The organism is Streptomyces sp. NPDC101234 (assembly GCF_044767525.1).
GTDB classification, from domain to species: Bacteria; Actinomycetota; Actinomycetes; order Streptomycetales; family Streptomycetaceae; genus Streptomyces; species Streptomyces sasae.
In genome coordinates this window covers 573,199-596,310 of sequence record NZ_JBIWOA010000002.1, presented here as the reverse complement: position 1 = coordinate 596,310, position 23,112 = coordinate 573,199, and the positions used below count along the sequence as shown (strand labels likewise).

20 protein-coding genes are annotated in these 23,112 nt (G+C 72.1%); 13 read left to right on the top strand and 7 right to left on the bottom strand.

Features of this window, described 5'->3' with window-relative positions; genetic code table 11:
• Positions 1–158: 158 nt before the first annotated feature.
• From ACIRR9_RS06010 to ACIRR9_RS05995, 4 genes are all read right to left on the bottom strand, one after another.
• Positions 159–434: a hypothetical protein gene (locus ACIRR9_RS06010; protein WP_403748010.1), complete on the bottom strand. Its 276-nt coding sequence runs from the start codon at positions 432–434 to the stop codon at positions 159–161.
• Positions 435–1,096: 662 nt separating this feature from the next.
• Positions 1,097–1,444, bottom strand: a complete 348-nt coding sequence (locus ACIRR9_RS06005) for a DUF1036 domain-containing protein (RefSeq protein WP_123975354.1) — start codon at positions 1,442–1,444, stop codon at positions 1,097–1,099.
• Positions 1,445–1,995: 551 nt separating this feature from the next.
• The gene (locus ACIRR9_RS06000) at positions 1,996–3,063 is read right to left on the bottom strand and encodes a sensor histidine kinase (protein WP_403748189.1); all 1,068 of its coding nucleotides are present in this window, start codon (positions 3,061–3,063) and stop codon (positions 1,996–1,998) included.
• Between the two features lie 549 nt (positions 3,064–3,612).
• Positions 3,613–4,356, bottom strand: a complete 744-nt coding sequence (locus tag ACIRR9_RS05995; protein WP_403748188.1) for a response regulator transcription factor — start codon at positions 4,354–4,356, stop codon at positions 3,613–3,615.
• A 414-nt stretch (positions 4,357–4,770) separates the two neighbouring features.
• On the opposite strand from ACIRR9_RS05995, the gene ACIRR9_RS05990 reads away from it, so the two are divergent.
• The 3 genes from ACIRR9_RS05990 to ACIRR9_RS05980 all read left to right on the top strand — a co-directional run bounded on the left by ACIRR9_RS05990 (position 4,771) and on the right by ACIRR9_RS05980 (position 6,901).
• Positions 4,771–5,349, top strand: a complete 579-nt coding sequence (locus ACIRR9_RS05990; protein ID WP_403748007.1) for a hypothetical protein — start codon at positions 4,771–4,773, stop codon at positions 5,347–5,349.
• A gap of 101 nt (positions 5,350–5,450) precedes the next feature.
• Positions 5,451–5,579, top strand: coding sequence for a hypothetical protein (locus ACIRR9_RS05985; RefSeq protein ID WP_403748004.1), 129 nt, complete (start codon positions 5,451–5,453; stop codon positions 5,577–5,579).
• 662 nt (positions 5,580–6,241) lie between these two features.
• Positions 6,242–6,901, top strand: a complete 660-nt coding sequence (locus tag ACIRR9_RS05980) for a zinc ribbon domain-containing protein (protein WP_365341779.1) — start codon at positions 6,242–6,244, stop codon at positions 6,899–6,901.
• 24 nt (positions 6,902–6,925) lie between these two features.
• Here ACIRR9_RS05980 and ACIRR9_RS05975 read toward each other — a convergent pair whose 3' ends face one another.
• Positions 6,926–7,978, bottom strand: a complete 1,053-nt coding sequence (locus ACIRR9_RS05975) for an ion transporter (protein WP_403748002.1) — start codon at positions 7,976–7,978, stop codon at positions 6,926–6,928.
• A gap of 152 nt (positions 7,979–8,130) precedes the next feature.
• Here ACIRR9_RS05975 and ACIRR9_RS05970 point away from each other — a divergent pair, with 152 nt between their 5' ends.
• The 3 genes from ACIRR9_RS05970 to ACIRR9_RS05960 all read left to right on the top strand — a co-directional run bounded on the left by ACIRR9_RS05970 (position 8,131) and on the right by ACIRR9_RS05960 (position 14,019).
• On the top strand, positions 8,131–8,964 hold the full coding sequence (locus ACIRR9_RS05970) for a class I SAM-dependent methyltransferase (RefSeq protein ID WP_403747999.1): 834 nt from the start codon (positions 8,131–8,133) through the stop codon (positions 8,962–8,964).
• A gap of 249 nt (positions 8,965–9,213) precedes the next feature.
• Positions 9,214–10,821 carry an adenosine deaminase gene (locus ACIRR9_RS05965; protein WP_403748186.1) on the top strand — a complete coding sequence of 536 codons (1,608 nt, stop codon included), beginning with the start codon at positions 9,214–9,216 and terminating at the stop codon, positions 10,819–10,821.
• Positions 10,822–10,830: 9 nt separating this feature from the next.
• A complete protein-coding gene (locus ACIRR9_RS05960) occupies positions 10,831–14,019 on the top strand; it encodes an ATP-binding protein (protein WP_403747997.1) in 3,189 nt (1,062 codons plus the stop codon).
• Between the two features lie 7 nt (positions 14,020–14,026).
• On the opposite strand, the gene ACIRR9_RS05955 is transcribed toward ACIRR9_RS05960, so the two are convergent.
• Together ACIRR9_RS05955 and ACIRR9_RS05950 are read right to left on the bottom strand one after the other, a co-directional pair.
• On the bottom strand, positions 14,027–14,821 hold the full coding sequence (locus tag ACIRR9_RS05955; protein WP_403747994.1) for an ABC transporter permease: 795 nt from the start codon (positions 14,819–14,821) through the stop codon (positions 14,027–14,029).
• On the bottom strand, positions 14,818–15,819 hold the full coding sequence (locus ACIRR9_RS05950) for an ATP-binding cassette domain-containing protein (protein ID WP_403747992.1): 1,002 nt from the start codon (positions 15,817–15,819) through the stop codon (positions 14,818–14,820). The genes ACIRR9_RS05955 and ACIRR9_RS05950 overlap by 4 nt, the downstream gene beginning before the upstream one ends.
• Positions 15,820–15,962: 143 nt before the next feature.
• Here ACIRR9_RS05950 and ACIRR9_RS05945 point away from each other — a divergent pair, with 143 nt between their 5' ends.
• From ACIRR9_RS05945 to ACIRR9_RS05915, 7 genes are all read left to right on the top strand, one after another.
• Positions 15,963–16,898, top strand: a complete 936-nt coding sequence (locus ACIRR9_RS05945) for a sulfite exporter TauE/SafE family protein (RefSeq protein ID WP_403747990.1) — start codon at positions 15,963–15,965, stop codon at positions 16,896–16,898.
• Positions 16,899–17,046: 148 nt separating this feature from the next.
• On the top strand, positions 17,047–18,411 hold the full coding sequence (locus tag ACIRR9_RS05940; protein WP_403747988.1) for an alkaline phosphatase: 1,365 nt from the start codon (positions 17,047–17,049) through the stop codon (positions 18,409–18,411).
• Between the two features lie 368 nt (positions 18,412–18,779).
• Positions 18,780–19,235 carry a cation:proton antiporter regulatory subunit gene (locus ACIRR9_RS05935; RefSeq protein ID WP_403252885.1) on the top strand — a complete coding sequence of 152 codons (456 nt, stop codon included), beginning with the start codon at positions 18,780–18,782 and terminating at the stop codon, positions 19,233–19,235.
• 4 nt (positions 19,236–19,239) lie between these two features.
• The gene (locus ACIRR9_RS05930) at positions 19,240–20,511 is read left to right on the top strand and encodes a cation:proton antiporter (protein ID WP_403747986.1); all 1,272 of its coding nucleotides are present in this window, start codon (positions 19,240–19,242) and stop codon (positions 20,509–20,511) included.
• 200 nt (positions 20,512–20,711) lie between these two features.
• On the top strand, positions 20,712–21,938 hold the full coding sequence (locus ACIRR9_RS05925) for a GNAT family N-acetyltransferase (RefSeq protein ID WP_403747985.1): 1,227 nt from the start codon (positions 20,712–20,714) through the stop codon (positions 21,936–21,938).
• A 135-nt stretch (positions 21,939–22,073) separates the two neighbouring features.
• On the top strand, positions 22,074–22,640 hold the full coding sequence (locus ACIRR9_RS05920; RefSeq protein ID WP_403747984.1) for a hypothetical protein: 567 nt from the start codon (positions 22,074–22,076) through the stop codon (positions 22,638–22,640).
• Between the two features lie 108 nt (positions 22,641–22,748).
• The gene (locus tag ACIRR9_RS05915) at positions 22,749–22,970 is read left to right on the top strand and encodes a DUF397 domain-containing protein (RefSeq protein WP_403747982.1); all 222 of its coding nucleotides are present in this window, start codon (positions 22,749–22,751) and stop codon (positions 22,968–22,970) included.
• Positions 22,971–23,112: the final 142 nt, after the last annotated feature.

Genomic DNA, 23,112 nt, shown 5'->3' with positions numbered 1-23,112 from the left:
CGTCGAGGAGCACGGCGGAACCGACGGGCGGGGGCACCGTGCCGGTCGGCTTGCCGGCGGAACTGCTCGTTCTTCTGAGCCTGTTCAAGACCCGGCGAGTGTCAACGGCGCTCGTGATCCATCAGGTGATCGCCAGCGTGGCTGTCGCGCGCGGTCCTCTAGCGCGGTTCGTGGGCCGCCGCCCGGCAGGCAGCGGTCGCGGCGCCGCCCGCCACTCCGGCCCCGGTCAGCCCGGTCACACAAGTCTGCAGGTCTCCGACCACGCCACGGCCGCAGGCCGCTGTGACGGAGCCGGAAGCGGTGGCACCGGCCAGTTCGGCCATCTTTGTGCAGGCGGGGATGTCCGCCCGGGCCGCGGGAGCGGCGAGGACCGCTCCACCGAGGGTGAGGGTCAGGCCGGTGAGGGCACCGGCGATACGGGTCGACGTGCGCATGGGACGCACCTGCCTTCCGGGTCGGTCGCGCGGTCCTGGTCCCAGTGGGCCGGGCCCACGCGGTAAGGCCGCCTGGCGACGCTCGGTGAGTGGTGCCCCGGCCGAAGGAGAGGGCCCCGGACCGGATGAGACGCGCTCGGACCTCCACTCGCGGGCCCCTCACTCCAGCGTCGCATCCTCTGTCCCGCCCGTCCTGGGCACCCGCCTACGGGCAACCGGCTTCGGTCGCCCCGGCCGGCGTCAGAGGGGTTACGGCGCCCGCCTGCCACGACTCGCGCGTCTGCTCACCGTCACCCATTCTGAGTAACAGGCCGTCCCTGGCACAGCCCGGTCGTCCCGAAGCACCGCACCAGGGACACGCGAGAGGAGAACGCCATGCGCACACGACGACTGCTTGGGCTCGCCCTCGCCACTGCAACTCTCGTCGGCATGAGTGCCGTCGGCACCGCCACGGCTCAGGCGGCGACGCACCCTTCCATATCGTCCGATGAGTGCACGGCCCAGGGCGGAACGGTCAGCGGGGGCGGCGCCTACCTACCCCCCTCGTGCAAGTTCCCCGACGGGCACTCGGAACGCATCACCTGAGCGCGCCGGACCGACCTTCCGGGCCCGCAGGACCTGAACCGCCCGCCCACCTGGGGCGGGCGGGGCGGGTCCGGCTGCTACGGGTTGAAGTTGAACGTGAAGTCCGGGGCGGTCACGGTGAACTCCAGCATGAGGATCGTCCGTGAGTTCGAGTCCGAGACGTTCGAACACCACTCGAAGGCGGTGTGCGGGACCGTCTCCTGGAATTTGTCCCGCCACTCGGTGCCGTTGCCCGCGAAGGCGTAGCAGTACCAGATCGGGTTGACGGCCTGTGCGTCACCGCCGTAGACGACGGCGGTCTCACCGGGGCCGATCTTCCACCAGCCCTGCTTCCGCCAGTTGCTGCTGGCCGAGCAGTTCGGCAGGTACTGCTCGACCATCGTCCAGATTTCGCGCTCGTAGTTGTTCTTGAACCTCAGCGGCACGGCCGCGCCTCCTACTCCCCGCTCGGCTGCCTGCGGGCAGCCGGGCTTCCGTCGGACCGGGTCAGAGCGTTGTGCGGGAGCGAGTTGTCCGTCCCGCCGGGGCGAGCACCGGATCGGCCGGCTGTGATGGCACGTTCCAGTGCCTCCTCGTCCGCATCGGTTGTCGGATCGACCGCCTTGGCAGCCTCCTGGGACATGGGACCTCCTGTCTTCGTCGGTCAGATGCGGAGGAGGCGTTCCCGGGGGCAGGTGCGGCGTATCGCAGCGGGTGGGGAGGTGCCCCGTACGGCGCCTCGGCACCAGGCCCGATCGGGCTAAAAGCCCGCGGCCGCGCGCCCGTCCGTCCCGAACGGGCCCTGTGCCGGGCGGCGTTCGTGGCCGACGCGGCACGGGTACGGCGTCTGCCGGCCTACGACACCCTGCCGGCCGGCCTCTGTCTGGAGGAGGACGACCGGGCGTCACTGGTCCAGGCGGCGGGACTGTGACGCGCGGAGCAGCGCGGGCAGGTCGCCGGCCCGGTTGTGACCCGGCGCAGCCGCGCAGCCACGCAGTCAGCTGGACAGAGCTGTGCGGTCGCCCCCGAGGGCGCGTGCATGCGAAGTCGCAGGAGAAGTCTCAGGAGAAGTCGCAGGAACAGTCAGAGGGGAAGTCGGAGCAGCAGCCGGAGGGGGCTCGGCCGGCAGGCGGATTCGGAACAGGGCGCCCCGGCCGGGGGCCGTCTCCAGTTCCACGCGGCCTCCATGGGCGGTCACCAGGGCTGAGGCGATGGCCAGTCCCAGGCCGGCGCCGCCGCCTTCCTGGCGGCTGCGGGAGGTATCGACCCGGTAGAAACGTTCGAACACCCGCGCCGCTTGCGTCGGTGCCAGTCCCGGGCCGGAGTCGGCGATCTCGATCACGCAGCTGCCGTCGGCGGTGGTGCCGACCCCGATCCGTACCGGGGTCCCGGGCGGAGTGTGCGCGACGGCGTTGCCGATGAGGTTGGCGACCACCTGGCGCAGCCGGGCCTCGTCGCCGGGTATCAGGGCGGGGCCGGGCGGGGTGCCCGCGCCGCCGGGTCCGGTGAGGGAGACCGGGCGGGTCGGGTCGAGAGCGGTGACGTCGTGGAAGGCGTCGACCGCCAGGGTGCGCAGGTCCATCGGGGCGAGCTGGAGCGGACGTTGCTCGTCCATGCTGGCGAGCAGCAGCAGGTCCTCCACCAGGCCGGCCATCCGCACCGCCTCGCTCTCGATGCGGTCCATCGTGCGTTTGATGTCCGCCTCGTCCGGCAGTGCGCCCATCCGGTACAGCTCGGCGAAGCCGCGGATACTGACCAACGGGGTACGCAGTTCATGGCTGGCGTCGGCGATGAAGCGACGCATGCGTTCCTCGGACTCGGCGCGGGCCGAGAAGGCGGTCTCGATCTGCGCCAGCATGCTGTTGAGGGCGCTGGCCAGACGCCCTGCCTCGGTACCCGGGGACGACTCGGGCATCCGGTGGGAGAGCGGTTGACCGGCCGCGATCTCGGCGGCGGTGGTCTCGATCCGGCGCAGCGGCCGCAGCCCGGCCCGTACGGCGAACCAGCCGGCCAGGGCCAGCAGCGCCACCACGAACCCGCCGATCAGCACGAACGAATCGCGCATCTGGGCGATCGTGGAGTCGGCCTCGTCCAGCGACGCCGCCACCAGAACAGGGGTGGAGGAAGAGGCGGAGACAGAGGCTGGGATGTGCAGGACCAGTACGCGCCACCTGCCCTCGCCTCGGTCTGCGGGCACGGTGAACGTCGTACCGGTGCGCGCTTGCAGTCGGGCGGCGTCCAGGACCGGCCATCGCGGCAGCGGAGCGTTCTCGGCCACGGCCGCCCCGAACTGCTCGGAGACCGACCCGTCGGCAGCGGGGAGAGCGACCACGTACTGGCTCCGCATGAGCCCGCCCGGGCGGCCGGTGGCGGTGGGGTCGTCGGCGGCGGCCAGCCTGTGGGTCACCGTCTTCCCGTACTGCCGGAGCTTGTGGTCGACCCGCTGCACCAACTGCCGCTGCACCGAGCCCAGTACGACCATGTCGCTGGCGGTCAGGCCGAGGACGACCAGGGCCACCGCCAGCAGTACCAGCCGGGAGCGCAGTGACAGGACGGAGGGGCGCGGTACGGCCGGTCGGCGGGCCGGGCCGGTGGCGCTCGCGGGCACCGGGGATCAGCCCTGGGGGTGGCGCAGCACGTAGCCGATGCCGCGCACGGTGTGGATGAGCTTGGGCGTGCCCTCGGCTTCGGAGTCCAGCTTGCGGCGCAGGTAGGAGATGTAGGACTCGACGATGCTGAGATCGCCGCCGAAGTCGTAGTTCCAGACGTGGCGGAGGATCTCCGGCTTGGACACGACCCTGCCGACGTTGGTCATCAGGTATTCGAGGAGCTTGAACTCCGTGGGGGACAAGGAGACCCGTCGGCCGCCCCGTAACACTTCGTGGCCCACCGGGTCGAGTACCAGGTCGGCCACCGCCAGGCTCGCGTCGGCCGCCAGCGGACCGGTGCGGCGCAGGATGGCGCGGATCCTGGCGATCAGCTCCTCCAGGCTGAACGGCTTGGTGACGTAGTCGTCGCCGCCCGCGGTGAGGCCGCTGACCTTGTCCTCCACCCTGTCCCTGGCGGTGAGGAAGAGCACGGGGAGCCGATCGCGCTCCGCTGCGCCGGAACCGCCCTGGAGACCGGACTCCTCACGCATCCGTCGCACCACCGTGAAGCCGTCCATGTCGGGCAGCATGATGTCGAGCACGACCAGGTCGGGACGTTCCCGGGCGACCGCGGCCATCGCCTCGGCACCGGTGGCGGCCGAGACGACCGTGAACCCGGCGAAGCGCAGGGACGCCGAGAGCAGCTCCCGGATGTTGGGCTCGTCGTCGACGACCAGCAGGCTGGCCTCGGGCATGTCCGTGGCGGTCATGACGTCCGCGGTGTTCACGAGTTCAGCGCCGGGCTGTTGAGCCATGGCCGGTTCTCCCTGTCCATCCCTGCGGATCGATACGGATCGATACGAGTCGGTACGTGTATAGGCCGGGATTCACTCAGGGAGCGAAACGGGGAACGAAACCGGGGGCGAAACCGGGGGGCGAAAGCTGAGAGTTTCCTGGGAGCCTCTTCGGCACCACCGGCTTCGGCGTCCCGATTCAAAGCCGTAAAACCTGTCAATTCCGCCGATCCGGCCGTCATTTCGGCGTCGCGCCTTTCAGGGAACTCGCAGCCAACACCCAGGGAACCCCCACCTGATGGGCCGAGTCGCGGTCCGGTGCCCCTCGTATCCATTGCCGTGAAAAGCCGTGCCGCCGGTCGCACTCACCGCATCGAGGGGAACCAGTCCATGAACCCGCTCACCGCCCGGCCGTTCGCTCCGCGGACGGCGCTCCGGGCCGCCGCCTCAGCCGCCGCCCTCGCCGCCGGCGTACTGCTGCTCACCGCCTGCGGATCGATGTCGAGCGCGGCAAGCTCCCCGTCCGGGGCCACCGCTTCCACCTCCCCGTCGACGCGGATGCAGCAGCAGGCCGCGTACCGCCAGTGTCTGTCCCAGCACGGCTTCACGGCGAAACCGCACGCCGGCGCGAGTACCGGCGCCGCCCCCGACAGCGCCTCCTCCGACAGTGCCTCCCCTTCGGGTGATCCCGCCCGTGAACAGGCACAGAAGGCGTGTGCGGGTCTGCGTCCCAAGGGCGGCCATGACGGCCGGAAGGGTCTCGACGGCGCGGCGAAGAAGGCCCTCGCCGCTTGTCTGCAGCAACACGGTGTGACCGTTCCCTCCGCCTCCCCGGGTGCCGGTCACGGCGGCCTGCACGGGCTCGACACCGCCGACCCCAAGACCGCCGAGGCGCTCAAGGCGTGCCGGGCGGCCCTGCCGAAGCACGGCTCCGGTTCGCCCTCGGCCACCGCCAGCCCCTCCGCCTGACCGGACCGCCCCGGTCAAAAGCGGGCCAAGAGTTTCCACAACAAATGGAAATGGGGGCGAGGAAATCCCTCCCCCGACCACATCGAGAAAGGTCGACTTCCATGTCATTCAGCAAGATCATGCTGGGCAAGAAGGCTAAGAAGAAGGTCAAGGAGCACGACAAGAAGCACCACAAGCACGGCCACCACAAGCACCACCACAAGCACGGTGCCAAGAAGCACGAGAAGTAGTCGCACAGGCCCACAGGTCGACGCCGGCGTGCGTCCATCGCACCCCAGGTGCGTGGACGCACGCCGGACCTTTCCGGCTCGGAGGGGTGAGGGAAACGGAGCGCCGGCAGTACATGCACACGCCAGGGGACACGCCTGCGGCCGGGCAGGTCCGGCACGCGCGGATGTCGCCCGCCGCGGCATTCCGCGCCTTCTGGCCGCTGGCGCGGACGAACCGTTCCGCCGTGACGGCGTCTGTTCTCCTGCTCGTCGTCTCCGCCGGGTGTGATACCGCGGCCATCGGCATCGTCTCTTACCTCACCGACGACGTGCTGGCCACCGGCGACCTGGCGCGCTTCTGGCGGCCCGCCGAACTGTGGCTCGCGCTGGCCGGGTTGGGCGCCCTGGCGTCGTTCGGCGGCGGCTGCCTCGCGAGTTGGGCCGGCGAGGCTCCCTGCACACCCTCACGCCGCGGGCCACGGCCCGTGTCTTCGCCCACGCCGAGACGCCTCGACCGTAGCCGCGGGGCACCGAATCGGACGGGGTTGCCAGGTCATCCGCCCACAGCGGGAGTTGCCGTCGTGCGGGCATGGCCTGAATATGGCGGCCTTGGCCAGAACCAGTACCGTTTCCCCAGCGTCGTACGGCTTGTGTGCCGACGGCCTGAACTGTGGGGGGACCACATGAGCGGCGAGATCTACTTCAGCAACAACTACCGGGACCAGTGCGTGCGTGACGGGACCGGTGCGGGCTTCCAGTTCGAGTTCTCCTGCTCGCGCTGCTACGACACCTGGCGCTCGCCGTTCGAGCCGTACGCCGGGGAGCGGGCCGCCACCTGGCTGCGGAAGGGGGTCGACGTGGCCTGGGGGCTGCTCGGCCGTACCGGTACCGGGCTGACGTCGGCGGCCGAGGGGCTGGCGGGGGCCGGCTACGGACGCGCCCGCGACCAGGCGTTCGAGCGGGCGATCGGCAACGCCCAGGGGCACTTCAACCGCTGCGCCCGCTGCACGGACTACGTGTGCGGCCGCTGCTGGAACGCCGCCCAGGGCCTGTGCCTGCGCTGCGCGCCCGACACGGCGGCGGAGGCGATGGCGGCCCAGCAACGCGGCCTCAACGACATGGCCTCGCAACGGGCTTACGCCGCGGGGCAGCAGGCCGGGCAGGGGTACGACCCCAACACGCCCCGGCAACTGGTCTGCCCGCACTGCCGTACCGAGACCCACGGCGCCGCCTTCTGCCCCGGCTGCGGCTACCAACTGGCCCAGTCCGACCGGTGTTCCTCCTGTTCCGCCGCCGTGCCGGACGGGGCGGCCTTCTGCCCGGGGTGCGGTACGCGCAGGTAGCGTCCACCGGCGGCGGCCGCCGGGCTACCGGGCCTCCCCGGCGGGCGCGGCCGGTGCGTCCGCCGTCCGGGCGGCCAGGCGCGTCGGGGTCGGCGTCGACCGGATCAGATCGCGTTCGAGGGCGTCGAGGGCCTGGCGGGCGGCGGTGATGCGGGCGAGGAGGAGCGGGTGGTCGTCGGGCGGTCCGACGGCCGGGCGGGGCACTTCGCCCGCACCCGCACCCGCGCCCGACTCCGCACCCGCACCCGCACCCGCACCCGCACCCGACTCCACACCCGCTCCGAGCTGCGCTCCCGTCTCCGCCGCCTTCTCCATCTCCCGTGCCTCGTCGAGGGATGTGATGACCACGCCTATCAGGACGTTGACCAGAACGAAGGAGGCGATCAGGACGTACGAGGCGTAGTAGACGAGGCTCCAGCGGGAGAGCTCCAGGCCCGTGTGGACCGCGTCGCCGATGCCGTCCAGGGTCATCAGGAGGAACAGGGTGAGGACGGCGCGGCCGATGGAGCCGTAGTGCCCGGGGTCGTGGTGGCCGAAGAAGACCCAGCCCACCATCGCGTACACGTACAGCAGCAGCGCGCCGACCAGCAGGAAGCTCAGTGTGCCGGGCAGGCTGCGGGCGACCGCGACCAGCACGATCCGCAGTTGCGGCAGGAAGCGCGCCGTCCGCAGGACCCTGGCCAGGCGCAGCAGTCGCAGCACGGTGGTGTTCTCGCGGACGACCGGCAGGAACGCACAGAGGACCACGGCGAGGTCGAACAGGTTCCAGGGGTCCTTGAAGAAGTCGCGCGGGCGCTCGGCGTGGGCGCCCAGGCGCAGCAGGATCTCGGCGGTGAACGCGGCCAGACAGGCGTGCTCGGCCAGCCGTAACCAGCCGTGCCACTCCGCGACGACGCCGGAGTAGGTCTCCACGCCCAGCAGCGCGGCGTTCAGGAGGATCACGGCGAAGACGGTCAGGGCGAACCAGCGCGCCTCCGTGACGTCTCGGCACCAGCGGGCCAGGTCCGGGGCCGGAGCCCGGGGCGGCCCCGGGGGCCGGAACTCGACGGTGCTCGTCTGGTCGTACTGCTCCGGCATCGTGGCGCCCTGGCTCCTTCTCGCACCGGCGGAAACTTCTACAGCACTGTAGATCAACCGGGAGGGCAAGGACCTCACTCCTGCCGGTGTGACGGCACCCGCCCGCATCCGGGTATGAGGACCGGCAGACACCCCGTGGACAAGGAGATCGAGTGGACCGCATCCGCGACGACGTCCCGCCCGCCGTACGTGACGTCTACGGCCCCCAGGACCTCAGCTCCGCACCGGCGTTCGCGGGCGGGTTCATCAACTTCGGGCACTGGGACGGGATCCCGCTCGACCGCCCCTTGACCGTCGAGGACCGGGTGCGGAGCCAGCGCAATCTCTACCGCCGTGTGCTGGGCACTCTCGACGGTGCGGGCGCCCGCGCCGTCGAGGCCGGCTGCGGGCTGGGGCTCGGTGCCGCCCTCGCGCTGGAGGAGTTCGGTTTCGCCTCCGTGACCGGCCTGGACGTCCATCCCGAGCAGCTGGAGCGGGCCCGCCGGGCCAACGCCGGCCTGCTCGCCCGCGCACCGCGGCGGCTGGACTTCGCGCACGGGGCGGCGGAGCGGATGCCGTTCGAGGGCGGCCGGTTCGACCGGCTGTACTCGGTGGAGGCCGCCCAGCACTTCCGCGACCTGGCCGCGTTCGCCCGCGAGGCCGCACGGGTGCTGCGCCCTGGCGGGCGGCTGGCCGTCTCCAGCTTCTTCCTGCCGGCCGGCGCGGAGGACGCGGGCGGGGAACTGGCCGCGCGGCTGGAGAGCTTCGCGTCCGGCCTGGACGTCGCCCACCCGCTCGTGACCCTGCTGGGCGCCCTGGACTCCGCCGGGCTGGCGGACGTACGAGCCGAATCGGTCGGCGACCAGGTCTGGCCGGGCCTGGACCGTTTCCTCTCCGGCATCGACCTGCCCGTGCAGTGGCCGCGCAACTTCCTGCCGGCCTACCGCGACGGCCTGCTGGACTACTACGTCGTCACGGCGGAGCGTCCGCCGACGCCGCGCGCCTGACCTGCACAGGGGGCGTGACGGTCGCTCCCCCGCGGGCGTCGGCCGCCGCTGCGCCCGCTCGGGTGGCGCGGGCGTGCGTGCCGCGTGGCTGTCCCGGCGTGGCCGAGCCGCCTTGATGATCATCGGTGGGTGACGATCCACGACGGCACTCGCAACGGGAAACCCGCGCACCGCACGGCACCCACCGCCGGACCCGCGCACCGCAGACCGGTCGCCCGCGGGCCGGCCGCTCTGTCCCTGTTCTGTCTCCTGGCACCCCTGACGTCCCTGACATTCCTGCCGGCCGCACCGGCCGTCGCCGCACCGGCCGTCGCCGCACCGGCCGTTGCCGCCCCCGCGCACTCCGAAGGCGCCCCGCCGCCCGGGCCGTTGACCGCCGCCGAAGCGCGCACGGCCGCATACCTGGACTCGGTCCGGAGCGATCCCCGGTCGCTGCGCCGCTTCTTCCTGCGGCTGCCCAAGGGCGGTGACCTGCACAACCATCTCTTCGGCGCGGTCAGGACCGAGTATCTGATCGAGCTCGCCGGCGAGGACGGGCTGTGTGTCGACACGGCGACGCTGACTGCCGTCGTACCGCCCTGCGGTCCCGGTACCCGTCCGGCCGCCGACGCCCGTACCGACCTCGGCTTCCGCGAGGCGATCCTCCGCGCCTGGTCGATGTACGGCTTCCCGCCGGACCAGAGCGGACATGACCATTTCTTCGCCACGTTCGACAAGTTCGGTCTGGTCCCCGCACTGAACCAGGGCAGGGTGCTCGCCGAGGTCGCCGACTCGGTCGCCGCACAGCACCAGTTCTATCTGGAGACCATGGTCAACCCGGCCTCGGACGGCGCCGAGCGACTGGGGGACGAGGTCGGCTGGAACCCCGATCTGGCAGCGCTCCACGCCGAGCTCGTCGCCGGCGGCAGGCTGGACCGGCTGGTGGCCGACGCGCGCCAGGAGACGGACGGCGTCGACGCCGGGTTCCGGAGCGCCGCCCGCTGTGACACCGGCCGTCCCCGGCCCGGCTGCCGGCTGACCGTGCGCCGGATCTACCAGGCCTTCCGCGGCGAATCCCCCCAACGCGTCTTCACCGAACTGGCCCTGGGCATGCGGCTCGCCGAGCGTGACCCGCGGTTCGTCGCCGTCAACCTCGTCCAGCCCGAGGACGGGGAGAGCGCGCTCGAGAACTACAGCCTGCAGATGCGGATGGTGCGGTACCTGCGCACGGTCTACCCGCGCGCCCATATCACCCTGCACGCTGGCGAGTTGCGGCCGGGGCTGGTCAAGCCCGAGGACCTGAGGTTCCATACCGGGGAGGCGGTGGACGTGGCCGGCGCCGAACGCATCGGCCATGGTGTCGACCTCGTCCACGAGGACGACTGGCCGCGGACGGCCACCACGATGGCCGACCGGCAGATCGCCGTCGAGGTCCCCTTCACCAGCAACGCCCAGATCCTCGGCGTCCGCGGCGCCGAGCACCCCTTCGACACCTACCGTGCCTTCGGCGTGCCCGTCGTCCTCGCCACCGACGACCCGGGGGTGTCCCGCACCGGCATCAGCCACGAGTACCAGTACGCCGCCGAGACCTACGGGCTGTCGTACCCGGAGCTGAAGGACCTGGCCCGCGCCTCCCTGCAGTACGCCTTCCTGCCCGGCCGGAGTCTGTGGCGGGGCAACCCGACCCGCGAGGGCTACCGGTCCGTGGCCGTCTGCGCCGGACAGCTCCCGGGCGCCGGGCACCCGCCGGGCGCGGAGTGCCGCCGGCTGATCGCGACGAGCCCGAAGGCCGCCGTCCAGTGGCGCCAGGAGGCCGCCTTCGTGACCTTCGAGAGTGCCTTCGAAAGTGCCTTCGCCCAGGGACGGCACCCCCACTAATCTGCACGCGTGACCACCGAGTTGACGCTGCTGCCCCGAGTCGCCTGCCGTGGACGGGAGATCACCGCGCCCCGGTTGCGCGGGCTGCTTGCCCTGCTCGCGGAGGATCTGCACGCCGGCTGCAGTACGGGCAGGCTGGTGGAGGGGCTGTGGACGGAGGAACTGCCCGAGCGGCCCGGCAAGGCGGTGCAGATCCTGGTCTCGCGGCTCAGGTCGCAGCTGGGCGCCGAGCTGATCGTGAGTACGCCGACGGGATACCGGCTGGCCCTGGACGAGACACAGGTCGACAGTTCCGCACTGCTGCTGCACGAGGCGGCGAGCGCCGAGCGGGCGCGGGCGGGGGATCACGACGGCGCCCTGGCACAGGCCGAGGCGGGGCTGGCGCTGTGGGACGGGAGCGTGGGCGCCGGGACGGGCGAGGAGCTGCACGACCCCGTGGTGGCGCTGCGCGCCGACCGGGCCCGGGCGTTCCGTGCGCTGGTCCGTGCGCGGGCGCTCGCGCTCGCCCGGGTCGGGCGCCGGGAGGAGGCCGCCGCGCCCCTGGCGGAACTGGGCCGGGAGCTGCCGCGGGACGAGGAGGTGCTCGCCGAACTGCTGCGCTGCGAGGCCGCCACCGCGGGCCGGGCCGCGGCGCTGAACCGGTACGACGCCTACCGCCGCCGGCTGCGTGACGAGCTGGGCACCGACCCCGGGTCCCAGCTGAAGGCCGTGTACCAGGAGTTGCTGCGCGCGGAGGTGCCGCCCGCCCGCCACGGTGTGCCGCACGAGCCCAACCCGCTGCTGGGACGGGACGCCGACATCGCCGCCGTGGCCGGGCTGCTGCGCGGCGCCCGGGTGGTCACCGTCATGGGCCCGGGCGGCCTGGGCAAGACCCGGCTCTCGCACGCGGTGAGCCGGGCGGCCGAGCAGCCCGTGGTGCACTTCGTGACCCTGGCCGGTGTCATCGCCGACGAGGACGTGACCGACGAGGTGGCCTCGGCCGTCGGCGGCGGGGACGGCCGGCAGCTCCCGGTCGGCAAGGACGCGGTGAGCGGGATCGTCGCGGCTCTGGGCCCGGGTTCTGCGCTGCTGGTCCTCGACAACTGCGAGCATGTGGTCGCCGGCGCGTCCGCTCTCGTACAGGCGCTGGTGTCGCGGTCGAAGGAGCTGCGCGTCCTGGCCACCAGCCGGGCTCCGCTGGGGCTGACCTCGGAGGCCGTGTACGCGCTGCCGGAGCTGTCCCTGGCGACCTCCGTCGAGCTCTTCGGGCAGCGGGCGCGGGCGGCCAGGCCCGGCGTGGACCTGCCGGCCGGACAGGTGGCCGAGATCTGCCGGCACCTGGACGGGCTGCCGCTGGCCGTGGAGCTGGCCGCGGCCCGGGTGCGGGTGCTGTCGGTGGCGGACATCGCGCACCGGCTCCGGGACCGTTTCGCGCTGCTGCGCGGCGGTGCCCGGGACGCTCCCGAGCGGCATCGCACGCTGCGGGCCGTGGTCGAGTGGAGCTGGAACCTGCTGGAACCCGAGGGGCGGGCGGCGCTGCGCGCGTTGTCGGTGTTCCCCGGCGGCTTCGACGCGGACGCGGCGGAGTACGTGCTCGGGGGGAGCGGGAGTGGGAGCGAGAGCGGGCCCGGGGGCGAGGACGGGACCGGGGGTGCGCTGGATCTGCTGGAGCAGTTGGCCGCCCAGTCCCTGATCAAGGTGGGGGAGAGCCCTTCCGGGGTGCGTTTCCACATGCTGGAGACGCTGCGGGAGTTCGGCGCCGCGCGGCGGGCGGAGGCGGGTGAGGAGGAGGCGGTGACGGGCCGGTTCCTCTCCTGGGCCCGGGACTTCGGCCGGGTGCACCATGACGCGATGTACGGCGCCGACGCGCTGGCCTCCTTCGAGCGGGTCCGTGTCGAGCAGGACAACCTCGTGCTGGCGCTGCGGCACGCCCTGGCCGGTGCAGACGGGCCGGCCGTCGCCGCTGTCACCGCCGTGCTGGCCTCGCTGTGGTCCATCGGCAACAGCTACACCCGGTTCGTCGCCCTCGCCGCCGAGACCGGCGGGCCGCTGTCGCACTTCCGTCCGGGGCCGGAGCACCCCGCGGACGTGGAGGCGGCCCGCAGCGCGGCGGCGCTGTGCGCGGCCGGCCTCTTCATGGGCTACGGCCCGCACGCCGTACGCCAGCTGGTCACGCTGCGCCGTCTGCCGGCCGCCCCGCCGGACACCGTGCCGCGGGCCCTGGCCGTCGTGCTGGGTGCCGTCCCGGACATCCACCCGCCGCGGTACGCGGAGCTGCAGGAGCTGTGCGACGCCGACGAGCCGCTGCTGGCGGGCATCGCCGCGGGCGTCGCCAGCTACCTGTGGGAGGCGTCGTACGAGACGGAGCGGGCGCTGGAGTACGCGCGCCGGATGCTCGCGGCGGTGGCACCGCTCGGCAATCCGATCATGGCGCTGCTCGCGCACGGGCGGATCAGCGAGTTGTGTCTCAAGACGGAGCGCGGCGCGGAGGCGTACGACCATCTGCGGGCCGCGGAGGCGCTCGGGGACATCGGTGCCTGGTCGGACGCGATCGGCATCCGCTACGGGCTGGTGTCCGCCTGTCTGCAGCGCGGGGACGTCGACGAGGCGGAGTACTGGCTGGGTCTGGCGGCCCCGGACCGGCAGCCGGAGTCCGCCCAGGCCTTCACCCCCGAACTGCTGCAGGCCCGGGCTGAGATCGCCCTGGCCCGGGGGCTGACCGAGGTCGGCCTCGGCCTGTGGCGGCAGGCGGCGACCGGGATACGGGAGTACAGCCTGCTCCAGGCCGGCGATCCCTTCCTGGACTCGTGGTCGCTCCAGATACAGGCGGCCGCGCTCGCCGCGCACGCGCAGCACGGCCGGCTGGAGCCGGTGGCCCAGCTGGCCGAGCAGCTGCGGGAGCGGCTGCTCGGGATGCTGTCGGGCGCCCCCGGTGCCGGGGATCTGCCGGAACAGCCGGTGTACGGCTCGGTGTTGCTGGCGCTCGGCTTCACCGGGCTGGCCCGGGGCGACACGGCGGCGGTACGGCTGCTGGCGCTGGCGGAGCGGATGCCGGTGATGCGGGACCTCCCCACCGTGTCCTCGGCGCGGTCCCGGCAGGCGGCCGAGAACGCCGACAGGGCGGCTTACGCCGAGGCGATGTCGGCGTACGCCACCCTGGGGCAGGAGGAGCTGCGGGCCGCGGCTCTGCGTGAACTCACCGCCGCGGCTCGGGGTTGACGCGAGGTCACTGGCGCGGCTCACGGTTGAACTGCGCCTTGGACCAGAGGTAGCCCAGCACGCTCAGCGCCAGGCACCAGCCGACCGCCAGCGCCGCGTTCTTCGTACCGATCCCGCTGCCCAGCAGCAGACCGCGCAGGGTCTCGATGGCCGGCGAGAAGGGCTGGTACTCGGCGAACCAGCGGAACCCGCCCGGCATCGCGTTCACCGGCACGAACGCGCTGGACAGCAGCGGCAGCATGGTCAGCGGCATGCCGAGGTTGCTGGCGCCCTCGGCGTTCGGGCTGGCCAGGCCGATGCCGACCGCGATCCAGGCCAGGGCGAGGCTGACCAGGGCCATCAGGCCGGCCGCCGCGAGCCACTCCAGCGGTGTGGCGTTCGGCCGGAAGCCCATGGCCACCCCGATGCCCAGGATCAGCGTCAGGGCCAGCATGGTCTGGATCACGGTGCCGATCACATGGCCGGTGAGCACGGAGGCGCGGGAGATGGCCATGGTGCGGAACCGGGCGATGATGCCCTCGGTCATGTCGGTGGCCACGGACACGGCGAGGCCGAGCGAGGTCATGCCCACGGTCATCAGGAGGATGCCGGGGACGATGTAGGCGATGTACTCGGAGCGGTCCGCGTGGCCGCCGGCCATGCCCGCGCTCATCACGTTGCCGAAGACGTAGACGAAGAGCAGGAGCAGCATCACCGGGGTGAGCAGCAGGTTGAGGGTGAGGGAGGGGTAGCGGCGGGCGTGCAGGAGGCTGCGCCGCAGCATGGTGAGGTTGTCGCGGAGGGCGGTGGCGGGGGCGCTCATCGGGCGGTCTCCTTGTCGGTGGCGGTGGCGGTGGCCGAGGAGGGGGCGGGGGCGGGGGCCGGGTCGGACGTACCGGTCAGGGCGAAGAACACGTCGTCCAGGTCCGGGGTGTGCACGGACAGCTCGTCCGCCTCGATGTCGGCGGCGTCGAGCCAGTCGAGGATGGCGCGCAGCTCGCGCTGGCTGCCGCCGCTGGGGATCTGCAGGGTGAGGGACTCGTCGTCCCGGGACGCCTCGCGCAGCGCGGTCGCGGCCCGTTCGTACGACGCCGGGTCGGAGAACCGCAGCCGGACGTGGCCGCCGGGGACGAGCCGCTTGAGCTCCTCGGCGGTGCCCTCGGCGACGATCCTGCCGCCGTTCAGCACCGCGATCCGGTCGGCGAGTTCGTCGGCCTCCTCCAGGTACTGGGTGGTGAGGAAGACGGTGACGCCGTCGGTGACGAGCTCGCGGATGATCTGCCACATGGTGTGGCGGGCGCGTGGGTCGAGGCCGGTGGTGGGCTCGTCGAGGAAGATGATCCGCGGGCTGCCGACCAGGGTCATCGCGATGTCGAGGCGGCGCTTCATGCCGCCGGAGTAGGTGGAGGCGGGCTTCTTCGCGGCCTCGGTGAGGTCGAACCGCTCCAGCAGTTCGGCGGCGACCTGCCGTCCCTCGCTCCTGGGGAGGTGGTGCAGGTCGGCCATCAGGAGCATGTTCTCCTCGCCGGTGATCAGTCCGTCCACGGCGGAGAACTGTCCGGTGACCCCGATCCCGGCCCGTACCGCCTGGGCCTCGGCGGTGAGGTCGTGCCCGGCGACCCGGGCCTGGCCGCCGTCCGCGGAGATCAGGGTGGAGAGGATCTTCACGGCGGTGGTCTTGCCGGCGCCGTTCGGGCCGAGGAGCGAGTAGATCGTGCCGGCCGGCACCCGGATGTCGATGCCGTCGAGGACGGTCTTGTCGCCGTAGGACTTGCGCAACCCGGTGGCTGCGATGGCGGGTTCGTGGTCTGTCGTCGTCATGCCGCAGAGCTTGCGACCGCGGCGGTTCAGAACGGCTTCAGCCCGGTTTCAGCCGCTGATACCGGCCGTCGCACCGCTGGAACAGCAGCGGGACCCCCCTTTTCCATACTTTTCCCATAGGAATAGTGGTTAAGGTGCCCGCCATGGATTCCACCGGCCCGATCGTCATCGCGGGAGCCCTGGTCGGCTTCGCCGTAGGACTCACCGGCATGGGCGGCGGCGCCCTCATGACCCCGATCATGGTCATGGTGTTCGGGGTGAACCCCACGGCGGCCATCGGCAGCGACCTGGCCGCGTCCGTGTTCATGAAGCCCCTCGGCGCGCTGGTGCACCAGCGCGCGGACACCGTCCGCTGGGACATCGTGCGCTGGCTGCTGCCCACCGCCGTCCCGGCCGCCTTCGGCGGGGTCTTCCTGCTCCGCGCCCTCGGCGACGGCGCCGAACTGCAGCAACGCGTCAAGTACGTCGTCGGTACGGCGCTGATGCTGGCCGTCGCCGGCATGCTCGCCCGCCTCTGGCTCGACCGCCGCCGCGCCGGCACCGGCACCGGCACCGAGGACGCCCATGTCCCCGTGCGGCCCGTGGCGACGCTGCTCATCGGGCTGGTGGGTGGCGTGATCGTCGGGATGACCTCGGTCGGCTCGGGCTCCCTGATCATCGTGATGCTGATGCTGGCCCACCCGCGTCTCAAGGCCAACCACCTGGTCGGTACGGACCTGGTGCAGGCCATCCCCATGGTGGCCGCCGCGGCCCTGGGCCACCTGCTCGTCGGCGACGCCGACCTGGGACTGGCCGCGACGCTCCTGATCGGCGCCATCCCCGGTGTCCTGGGCGGCTCCCTGATCTCCAGCCGGGTCGCCGGGCCCGCGGTGCGCTGGGCCCTGGTCGTGCTGCTCACCGGGTCGGGCCTGGCGATGCTGAAGGCGTCGTCCACCGTCGTCCTGCTCGCCTGCCTCGGCATGGCGCTGCTCGGCACGTTCGCGTCCCTGCGCGACCGCCGCACGGCTCGACTCCAGCCCGAGCCCCAGCCCAAGCCCGTTTCCGAGCCCGAGGCGGCGGGCGTCACCGGCGGCTCGTAGCCCCTCCCCCTCACACCCCCCACCCGCACACATTACGTTTCCGATACTCCGACGGTACTGATCATTTACCTTGCCTTTGCGTAAGCCTGGTGATCTGACCGGCGTCGGTCATCGCATCCGCACACCGGACGCACAAGGAGACGTATCCATGTTCAGACCCACCCGCCGTCACCTCACGGTCGCCACCGCACTGGTCGCCGCGACCACGGCCGCCGTGACGGTCACCACCGCCGCCGGCGCCTTCGACAGCGCCCAGCAGGCGAAGAACGCGGTCCAGGGCGGGAAGGCGAAGAACGTCATCCTGCTCATCGGCGACGGCATGGGCGACTCGGAGATCACCCTCGCCCGCGACTACACGGTCGGCGCCGACGGCCGTCTGAACATGGACAAGTTCCCGCTCACCGGCGCCTACACCACGTACGCGGTGCACGCCGACGGCACCCCGGACTACGTCACCGACTCCGCCGCCAGCGGCACCGGCTGGGCGACCGGCGTGAAGACCGTCAACGGCCGTATCTCCAAGACGCCCGGCACCGACAAGGCCGTGAAGACGATCCTGGAGCTGGCGCAGAAGAACGGCTACGCCACCGGCAGCGTGACGACGTCCGAGCTCACCGACGCCACCCCGGCCGTGCTCGCCTCGCACGTCACCGACCGTTCCTGCCAGGGCCCGGCCGACATGGCCAAGTGCACGAAGGACACCGTCGCGGCCGGCGGCCCCGGCTCGATCGCCGAGCAGTCCGTCAACCACAAGGTCGACGTCCTCATCGGCGGCGGCAAGCAGCGTTTCGACCAGACGGTCACCGACGGCACGTACAAGGGCCTGACCGTCACCCAGCAGGCGCAGAAGCTGGGCTACCAGGTCGTCACCGACAGTGCGGGCCTGAAGGCCGCGAAGGCCGGCAAGCCGGTGCTCGGCCTGCTCGCCTCCGGCAACGTGCCGGTGGAGTGGACCGGCAAGGCCGCGGCCGTCGGCGGCACCGACCCGCAGCGCTGTGTCACCTCCAACCCGAACCGCCCCTCCACCACCCCGAGCCTCGCGGACTCCGCCACCAAGGCGATCCAGCTCCTGGAGGCCAAGCAGCAGGCCAAGCACTCCAAGCAGGGCTTCTTCCTGCAGATCGAGGGCGCCTCGATCGACAAGCAGGACCACGCGGCCGACCCGTGCGGCCAGATCGGCGAGACCGCCGCGTTCGACAAGGCCGTCAAGGTCGCCCGCGCCTACGCGGCCAAGCACCCCGACACCCTGGTCGTCACCACCGCCGACCACGGCCACACCAGCCAGATCGTCCCGCTGGAGGCCACCCCGCCCGGCCTGTCCTCGACCTTGGTCACCGACGAGGGTCAGCAGCTGAAGGTCAACTACTCGACCAACACCCCGGGGCAGTCGCAGGAGCACACCGGCACCCAGGTCCGTATCGCCGCGCAGGGTCCGCTGGCGTACCGGGTCCTCGGCGTCACCAACCAGACCGACCTGTTCACCACGATCCGCGAGGCCCTGCGCCTGCGCTGACCGGCCGCACGGGCCGGGGGAGGCCGGCCGCCACCACCCTCCCCCGGCAACCGCCCCCACATCACGACCCTCCTCTGCCACCCCCCGATCTCTCCACCGCGCCCGATCCCCTCACTGCGACCGATCCCCTCACCCCACGGCGCCCGATCTCCTCACCACGGCGGATCCCCTCACTGCGACCGATCCCCCGGCCGCGCCCGGCCTCCCCACCGCGCCCGGCCTCCTCGGCGTCGTTCTCCACAGCCGCTCTCAGCTCCGTCGGCGCGGCCCGGTAAAGTGTCTCTAAAGGAATCGCAAAGGATCAGTCGGACGAGGCAGACGAGACGCGGGAGGAAGCCTTGGGTGCGCCACGCCTGAGCAGGACGCCATTGCCGGGAATCGGGGTCCGCTACGACCTCACCACCCGGGAGCAGGGCAGGCTGTCCGTGGTCGCGCACCGGGACGGCTCCCGGATCCTGAGCGCCTACCGCCAGGAGGACCCCGACGCCTGCGCCCTGTCGGTACGGCTGTCCTCGGGAGAGACCGCGGCGCTCATCGACGCGCTGATGCCGACGCACCACAGCCCGAACCTGCTCTCCACCACTGACCTGGGGCTGGTGGCCGAGCGGATCGAGCTCACCGCCACGTCGTACTGGAACGGCCGGCTCCTCGGTGAGACGCGGATGCGTACCGAGACGGGCGTCTCCATCGTGGCCGTGCTGCGCCGCGCCGAGGCGGTCCCCTCCCCCACGCCCGACTTCCGGCTGGCCGGCGGAGACACGCTCATCGTCATCGGCACCCGCGAGGGCGTCGACGCGGCCGCCGCGATACTCGGGCGGGAGTGAGCGCGTGCACGACTCCTCCGTGTTCCTCATCGAGTTCGGGGCGATCATCCTCGGCCTGGGCCTGCTCGGCCGGCTCGCCGGACGCTTCCAGTTCTCGCCGATACCCCTCTATCTGCTGGCCGGGCTCGCGTTCGGCGAGGGCGGGCTCTATCCCCTCGGCACCAGCGAGGAGTTCGTGGCGATCGGCGCCGAGATCGGTGTCATCCTGCTGCTCCTCATGCTGGGCCTGGAGTACACCGCCAGCGATCTCGTCTCCAACCTCAAGACCCAGTACCGGGCGGGCCTGGTCGACGCCGCGCTCAACGCGCTGCCCGGCGCCGCGATGGCGTTGCTGCTGGGCTGGGGACCGGTGGCGGCCGTGGTGCTGGCCGGCGTCACCTGGATCTCCTCCTCCGGGGTGATCGCCAAGGTCCTCGGCGACCTGGGACGGCTCGGCAACCGGGAGACCCCGGTGATCCTGAGCATCCTGGTGCTGGAGGACCTCTCCATGGCGGTCTACCTGCCGATCATCACCGCGCTGCTGGCCGGCGTCGGCCTGGCCGCGGGCAGCCTGACCCTCGCGATCGCGCTCGGAGTCGCCGGGCTGGTCCTGCTGATCGCCGTCCGCTACGGCAGGCACATCTCCCGGTTCGTCTCCAGCGACGACTCCGAGAAGCTGCTGCTGGTGGTCCTGGGCCTGACCCTGCTCGTCGCGGGCATCGCCCAGAAGCTCCAGGTCTCCGCCGCGGTGGGCGCGTTCCTCGTCGGCATCGCGCTCTCCGGCGAGGTGGCGGAGGGCGCCCACCACCTCCTCGCGCCCCTCCGCGATCTGTTCGCCGCCGTGTTCTTCGTCTTCTTCGGCCTGCACACCGACCCGGCGAGCATCCCGCCGGTGCTGGTGCCCGCGCTCGCGCTGGCGGTCGTCACCGCGCTTACGAAGATCGCGACCGGGTACTGGGCCGCGAAACGCGCCGGCATCTCGGCGAAGGGCCGCTGGCGGGCGGGCGGCACGCTGGTGGCGCGCGGCGAGTTCTCCATCGTCATCGCCGGCCTCGCCGTCACCGCCGGCATCGAACCCTCCCTGGGCCCCCTGGCCACGGCCTACGTCCTGATCCTCGTCATCCTCGGCCCCCTCACGGCCCGCTACACGGAACCGGTGGCCCGCCGCCTGACCCGCCGGTCATGGGACACGAAGCCCCTCCTGGCCGACGGTGGCACGATCCCGCTTCCGGCTCAGGCCCCGGAGACGGAGCTGAACGCGACGGCGGACGACCAGGACGCGGTCGGCAGGGCGTAGCCGGAGCGGGAGCCGGAGCCGGACCCGGTGCCGGAGCCGGAGCCAGACCCGGTGCCGGAGCCGGACCCGGTGCCGGACCCGGTGCCGGAGCCGGAGCCGGACCGGCCGTAATTCGATTGACCCCGGTCACGGGTCGGCGCTGCACTGTGCCGGGGCACCACACCTCGTGGTGGCGGGACTGCAGGGAGGCAGCGCCGACGATGGAGATACGTTCCACGACCGACCAGGACCGTCAGGTCTTCGTCGACACGCTCCATGCAGCGTTCGGACTCTTCCCGGAGACCCCGGCCGAGGACGGCGGCGGGGTCTGGTGGTCGGCGTTCGAAATGGACCGCGGTCTGCTCGCCGTGGCGGAGGACGGACGGCCCGTCGGCACCGCCGGTGCGTACTCCTTCGAGCTCACCCTGCCCGGTGGGATCCCCGTCCCCGTCCCCGGGGTGACCGCCGTCGGCGTCCTGCCCTCGCACCGGCGCCGGGGCGTGGCCCGCGCGATGATGCGGCATCAGCTGACTGAGCTGCGGGCCCGAGGGGAGATCCTCTCCGTGCTGCTGGCCTCCGAAGCCCTGATCTACCGCAGGTTCGGCTACGGACCGGCGACCTACACACGACGGCTGACGGTGCCCCGCCACCGGGCCGCCCCCGCCCTCCCGCGGGCACACGGCACGGCCGGCGCCGACGCATCGGCGGCCGGCACGGTCGAGGTACTTCGGCGCGCCGAGTGCGCGGAGATCCTGGAAGAGGTCTACGACCGCTATCGCCGCGCACAGCCCGGCGCGCTGTCCCGGCCGCACCGCTGGTGGGCCCTGCGCGCGGGGCAGCCCCCGATCTCCCCGGCGCCGCGCTACATCGCCGTCCACCGGGACGCCGACGGCGTCCCGGACGGGTATGCCAGCTACTCGCTCGAGTCCGGAACCCTGACGGTCGACGAGACCATCGCCACCGACGCCGCCGCCTACACGGCCCTGGCCCGGTTCCTGCTTGAACACGACCTGGTCTCCCAGGTCGTGTTCAAGCACGTCGCACCCGACCACCCGCTGCGCTGGCAGCTCGCGGACTACCGCGCCGCCGAGGTGAGCGGCGACATGGACTGGCTCTGGGTACGGCTGCTGGACGTCCCGCGTGCGCTGACCGCGCGCGGCTGGTTCACGGACGGCGAGCTCGTCCTCGACGTCGACGACCCGTTCCTCGGCGAGCACGACCGCTACCTGCTGACCGTCCGGGACGGCAAGGCCGACTGCGTCCCGACGGACCGGGCCCCCGACCTCTCCCTGGACATCAGCGACCTGGGCTCGGTCTACCTCGGCGGCACCGCCCCGAGCACGCTCGTACGTGCCGGACACATCACGGCCCACCACCCGGACGCGGCCACCCGCGCCGACAACCTGTTCCGAGCCGAACGCTCGCCGCACTGCCTGCACTGGTTCTGAATCAGAGCGGTGGTGACCTGGCGGCGGGCCCAGATGGCGTTGCTGTCCGCGCTGTGGCACGGCCTCCACCACGGTGTGGGCCGGGCGTGACGCAGAAGGAGTCCGCGCCGGGGAGGCGCCCTACCATCACCTCCCATGTTCACCATGATCCTGACAGTCGGGCTCGCATTCGTCGGCTACTTGGCGACGTACGTCAACGGCCTGCGTCTCACCCAACGGCAAGCCCGACTGGACCGGGTCAACGCGCAGTTGAACAACTTCTACGGCCCTCTGTTCGCGCTGATGGAGTCCAACAGCCGGGTCTACGACACCTTCTCGGTGAGGTACGCCCGGGAGGACGGCAGGGACCCGTTCGACCACGACATACCGCCGAGCGAGGAGGAACTCGCCCGGTGGCGCACCTGGGCCACGAGCGTGTTCATCCCCAACATCCGGGCGATGCGGGACGTGGTGGTCACCAGGGCGGACCTGCTCATCGAGGAGGAGATGCCCGAGGCACTGCTACAGCTCTGCGCGCATGTCTCCGGTTACGAGATAACCGCCGCGCGCTGGGCGCAGGGCGACTTCACGGAGCATCTGTCGGTCGTGGGGTTCCCCGGACGCGGGCTGCGGGAGTACACCCGCGACCGGTTCACGCAGTTGAAGAGTGAGCAGGCCAGGCTGTTGGGAAACACCGACCGTCGGACGCGACGTGCGCGGTAGCCCTCGTCGTCGCCGAACAAGCCTGGCATCACTGGCGACAATCCGTACGGCCGCGGGACTGACCCAGGTCGCTCGACATGATCCGATCCGTGATGGAGGACAGTCACCGTGGAGCGAAGGTCCCGTCCCGATCTGAACGGCGCCGCCTGGCGCAGGAGCAGCTACAGCAATCAGGAGGGCGGCAACTGCGTGGGGGTGGCCGACGGGTTCCCCGGCGCCGTCCCCGTCCGTGACAGCAAGGCCCCCGACGGTCCCGCACTGATCTTCGAGGCGGGCTCCTGGGCGGCGTTCATGGGCGAGTTGAAGGCCGGTCGGCGCCACCGCGTCTGAGCCCGCCGGGCACCGGTCACGGCCCGGCTTCCCGGCCCGCCGGATCCTTGCCCGCGAGGGCCCGGCGGGCCGCTGGCCTCCTCAAAGAACCGGGGAAGAGAACTACCCGCCCACCCGCCCTCCCCGCCGCGCAGCCTCGCGT

What these genes read in the sequence shown, in the direction of transcription:
- ACIRR9_RS06010 (WP_403748010.1), bottom strand. Translation starts at nt 434, where the DNA reads ATGCGCACGTCGACCCGTATCGCCGGTGCCCTCACCGGCCTGACCCTC.
- ACIRR9_RS06000 (WP_403748189.1), bottom strand. Translation starts at nt 3,063, where the DNA reads ATGCGCGATTCGTTCGTGCTGATCGGCGGGTTCGTGGTGGCGCTGCTG.
- ACIRR9_RS05995 (WP_403748188.1), bottom strand. Translation starts at nt 4,356, where the DNA reads ATGACCGCCACGGACATGCCCGAGGCCAGCCTGCTGGTCGTCGACGAC.
- ACIRR9_RS05990 (WP_403748007.1), top strand. Translation starts at nt 4,771, where the DNA reads ATGAACCCGCTCACCGCCCGGCCGTTCGCTCCGCGGACGGCGCTCCGG.
- ACIRR9_RS05985 (WP_403748004.1), top strand. Translation starts at nt 5,451, where the DNA reads ATGTCATTCAGCAAGATCATGCTGGGCAAGAAGGCTAAGAAGAAGGTC.
- ACIRR9_RS05980 (WP_365341779.1), top strand. Translation starts at nt 6,242, where the DNA reads ATGAGCGGCGAGATCTACTTCAGCAACAACTACCGGGACCAGTGCGTG.
- ACIRR9_RS05975 (WP_403748002.1), bottom strand. Translation starts at nt 7,978, where the DNA reads ATGCCGGAGCAGTACGACCAGACGAGCACCGTCGAGTTCCGGCCCCCG.
- ACIRR9_RS05955 (WP_403747994.1), bottom strand. Translation starts at nt 14,821, where the DNA reads ATGAGCGCCCCCGCCACCGCCCTCCGCGACAACCTCACCATGCTGCGG.
- ACIRR9_RS05950 (WP_403747992.1), bottom strand. Translation starts at nt 15,819, where the DNA reads ATGACGACGACAGACCACGAACCCGCCATCGCAGCCACCGGGTTGCGC.
- ACIRR9_RS05945 (WP_403747990.1), top strand. Translation starts at nt 15,963, where the DNA reads ATGGATTCCACCGGCCCGATCGTCATCGCGGGAGCCCTGGTCGGCTTC.
- ACIRR9_RS05940 (WP_403747988.1), top strand. Translation starts at nt 17,047, where the DNA reads ATGTTCAGACCCACCCGCCGTCACCTCACGGTCGCCACCGCACTGGTC.
- ACIRR9_RS05925 (WP_403747985.1), top strand. Translation starts at nt 20,712, where the DNA reads ATGGAGATACGTTCCACGACCGACCAGGACCGTCAGGTCTTCGTCGAC.
- ACIRR9_RS05920 (WP_403747984.1), top strand. Translation starts at nt 22,074, where the DNA reads ATGTTCACCATGATCCTGACAGTCGGGCTCGCATTCGTCGGCTACTTG.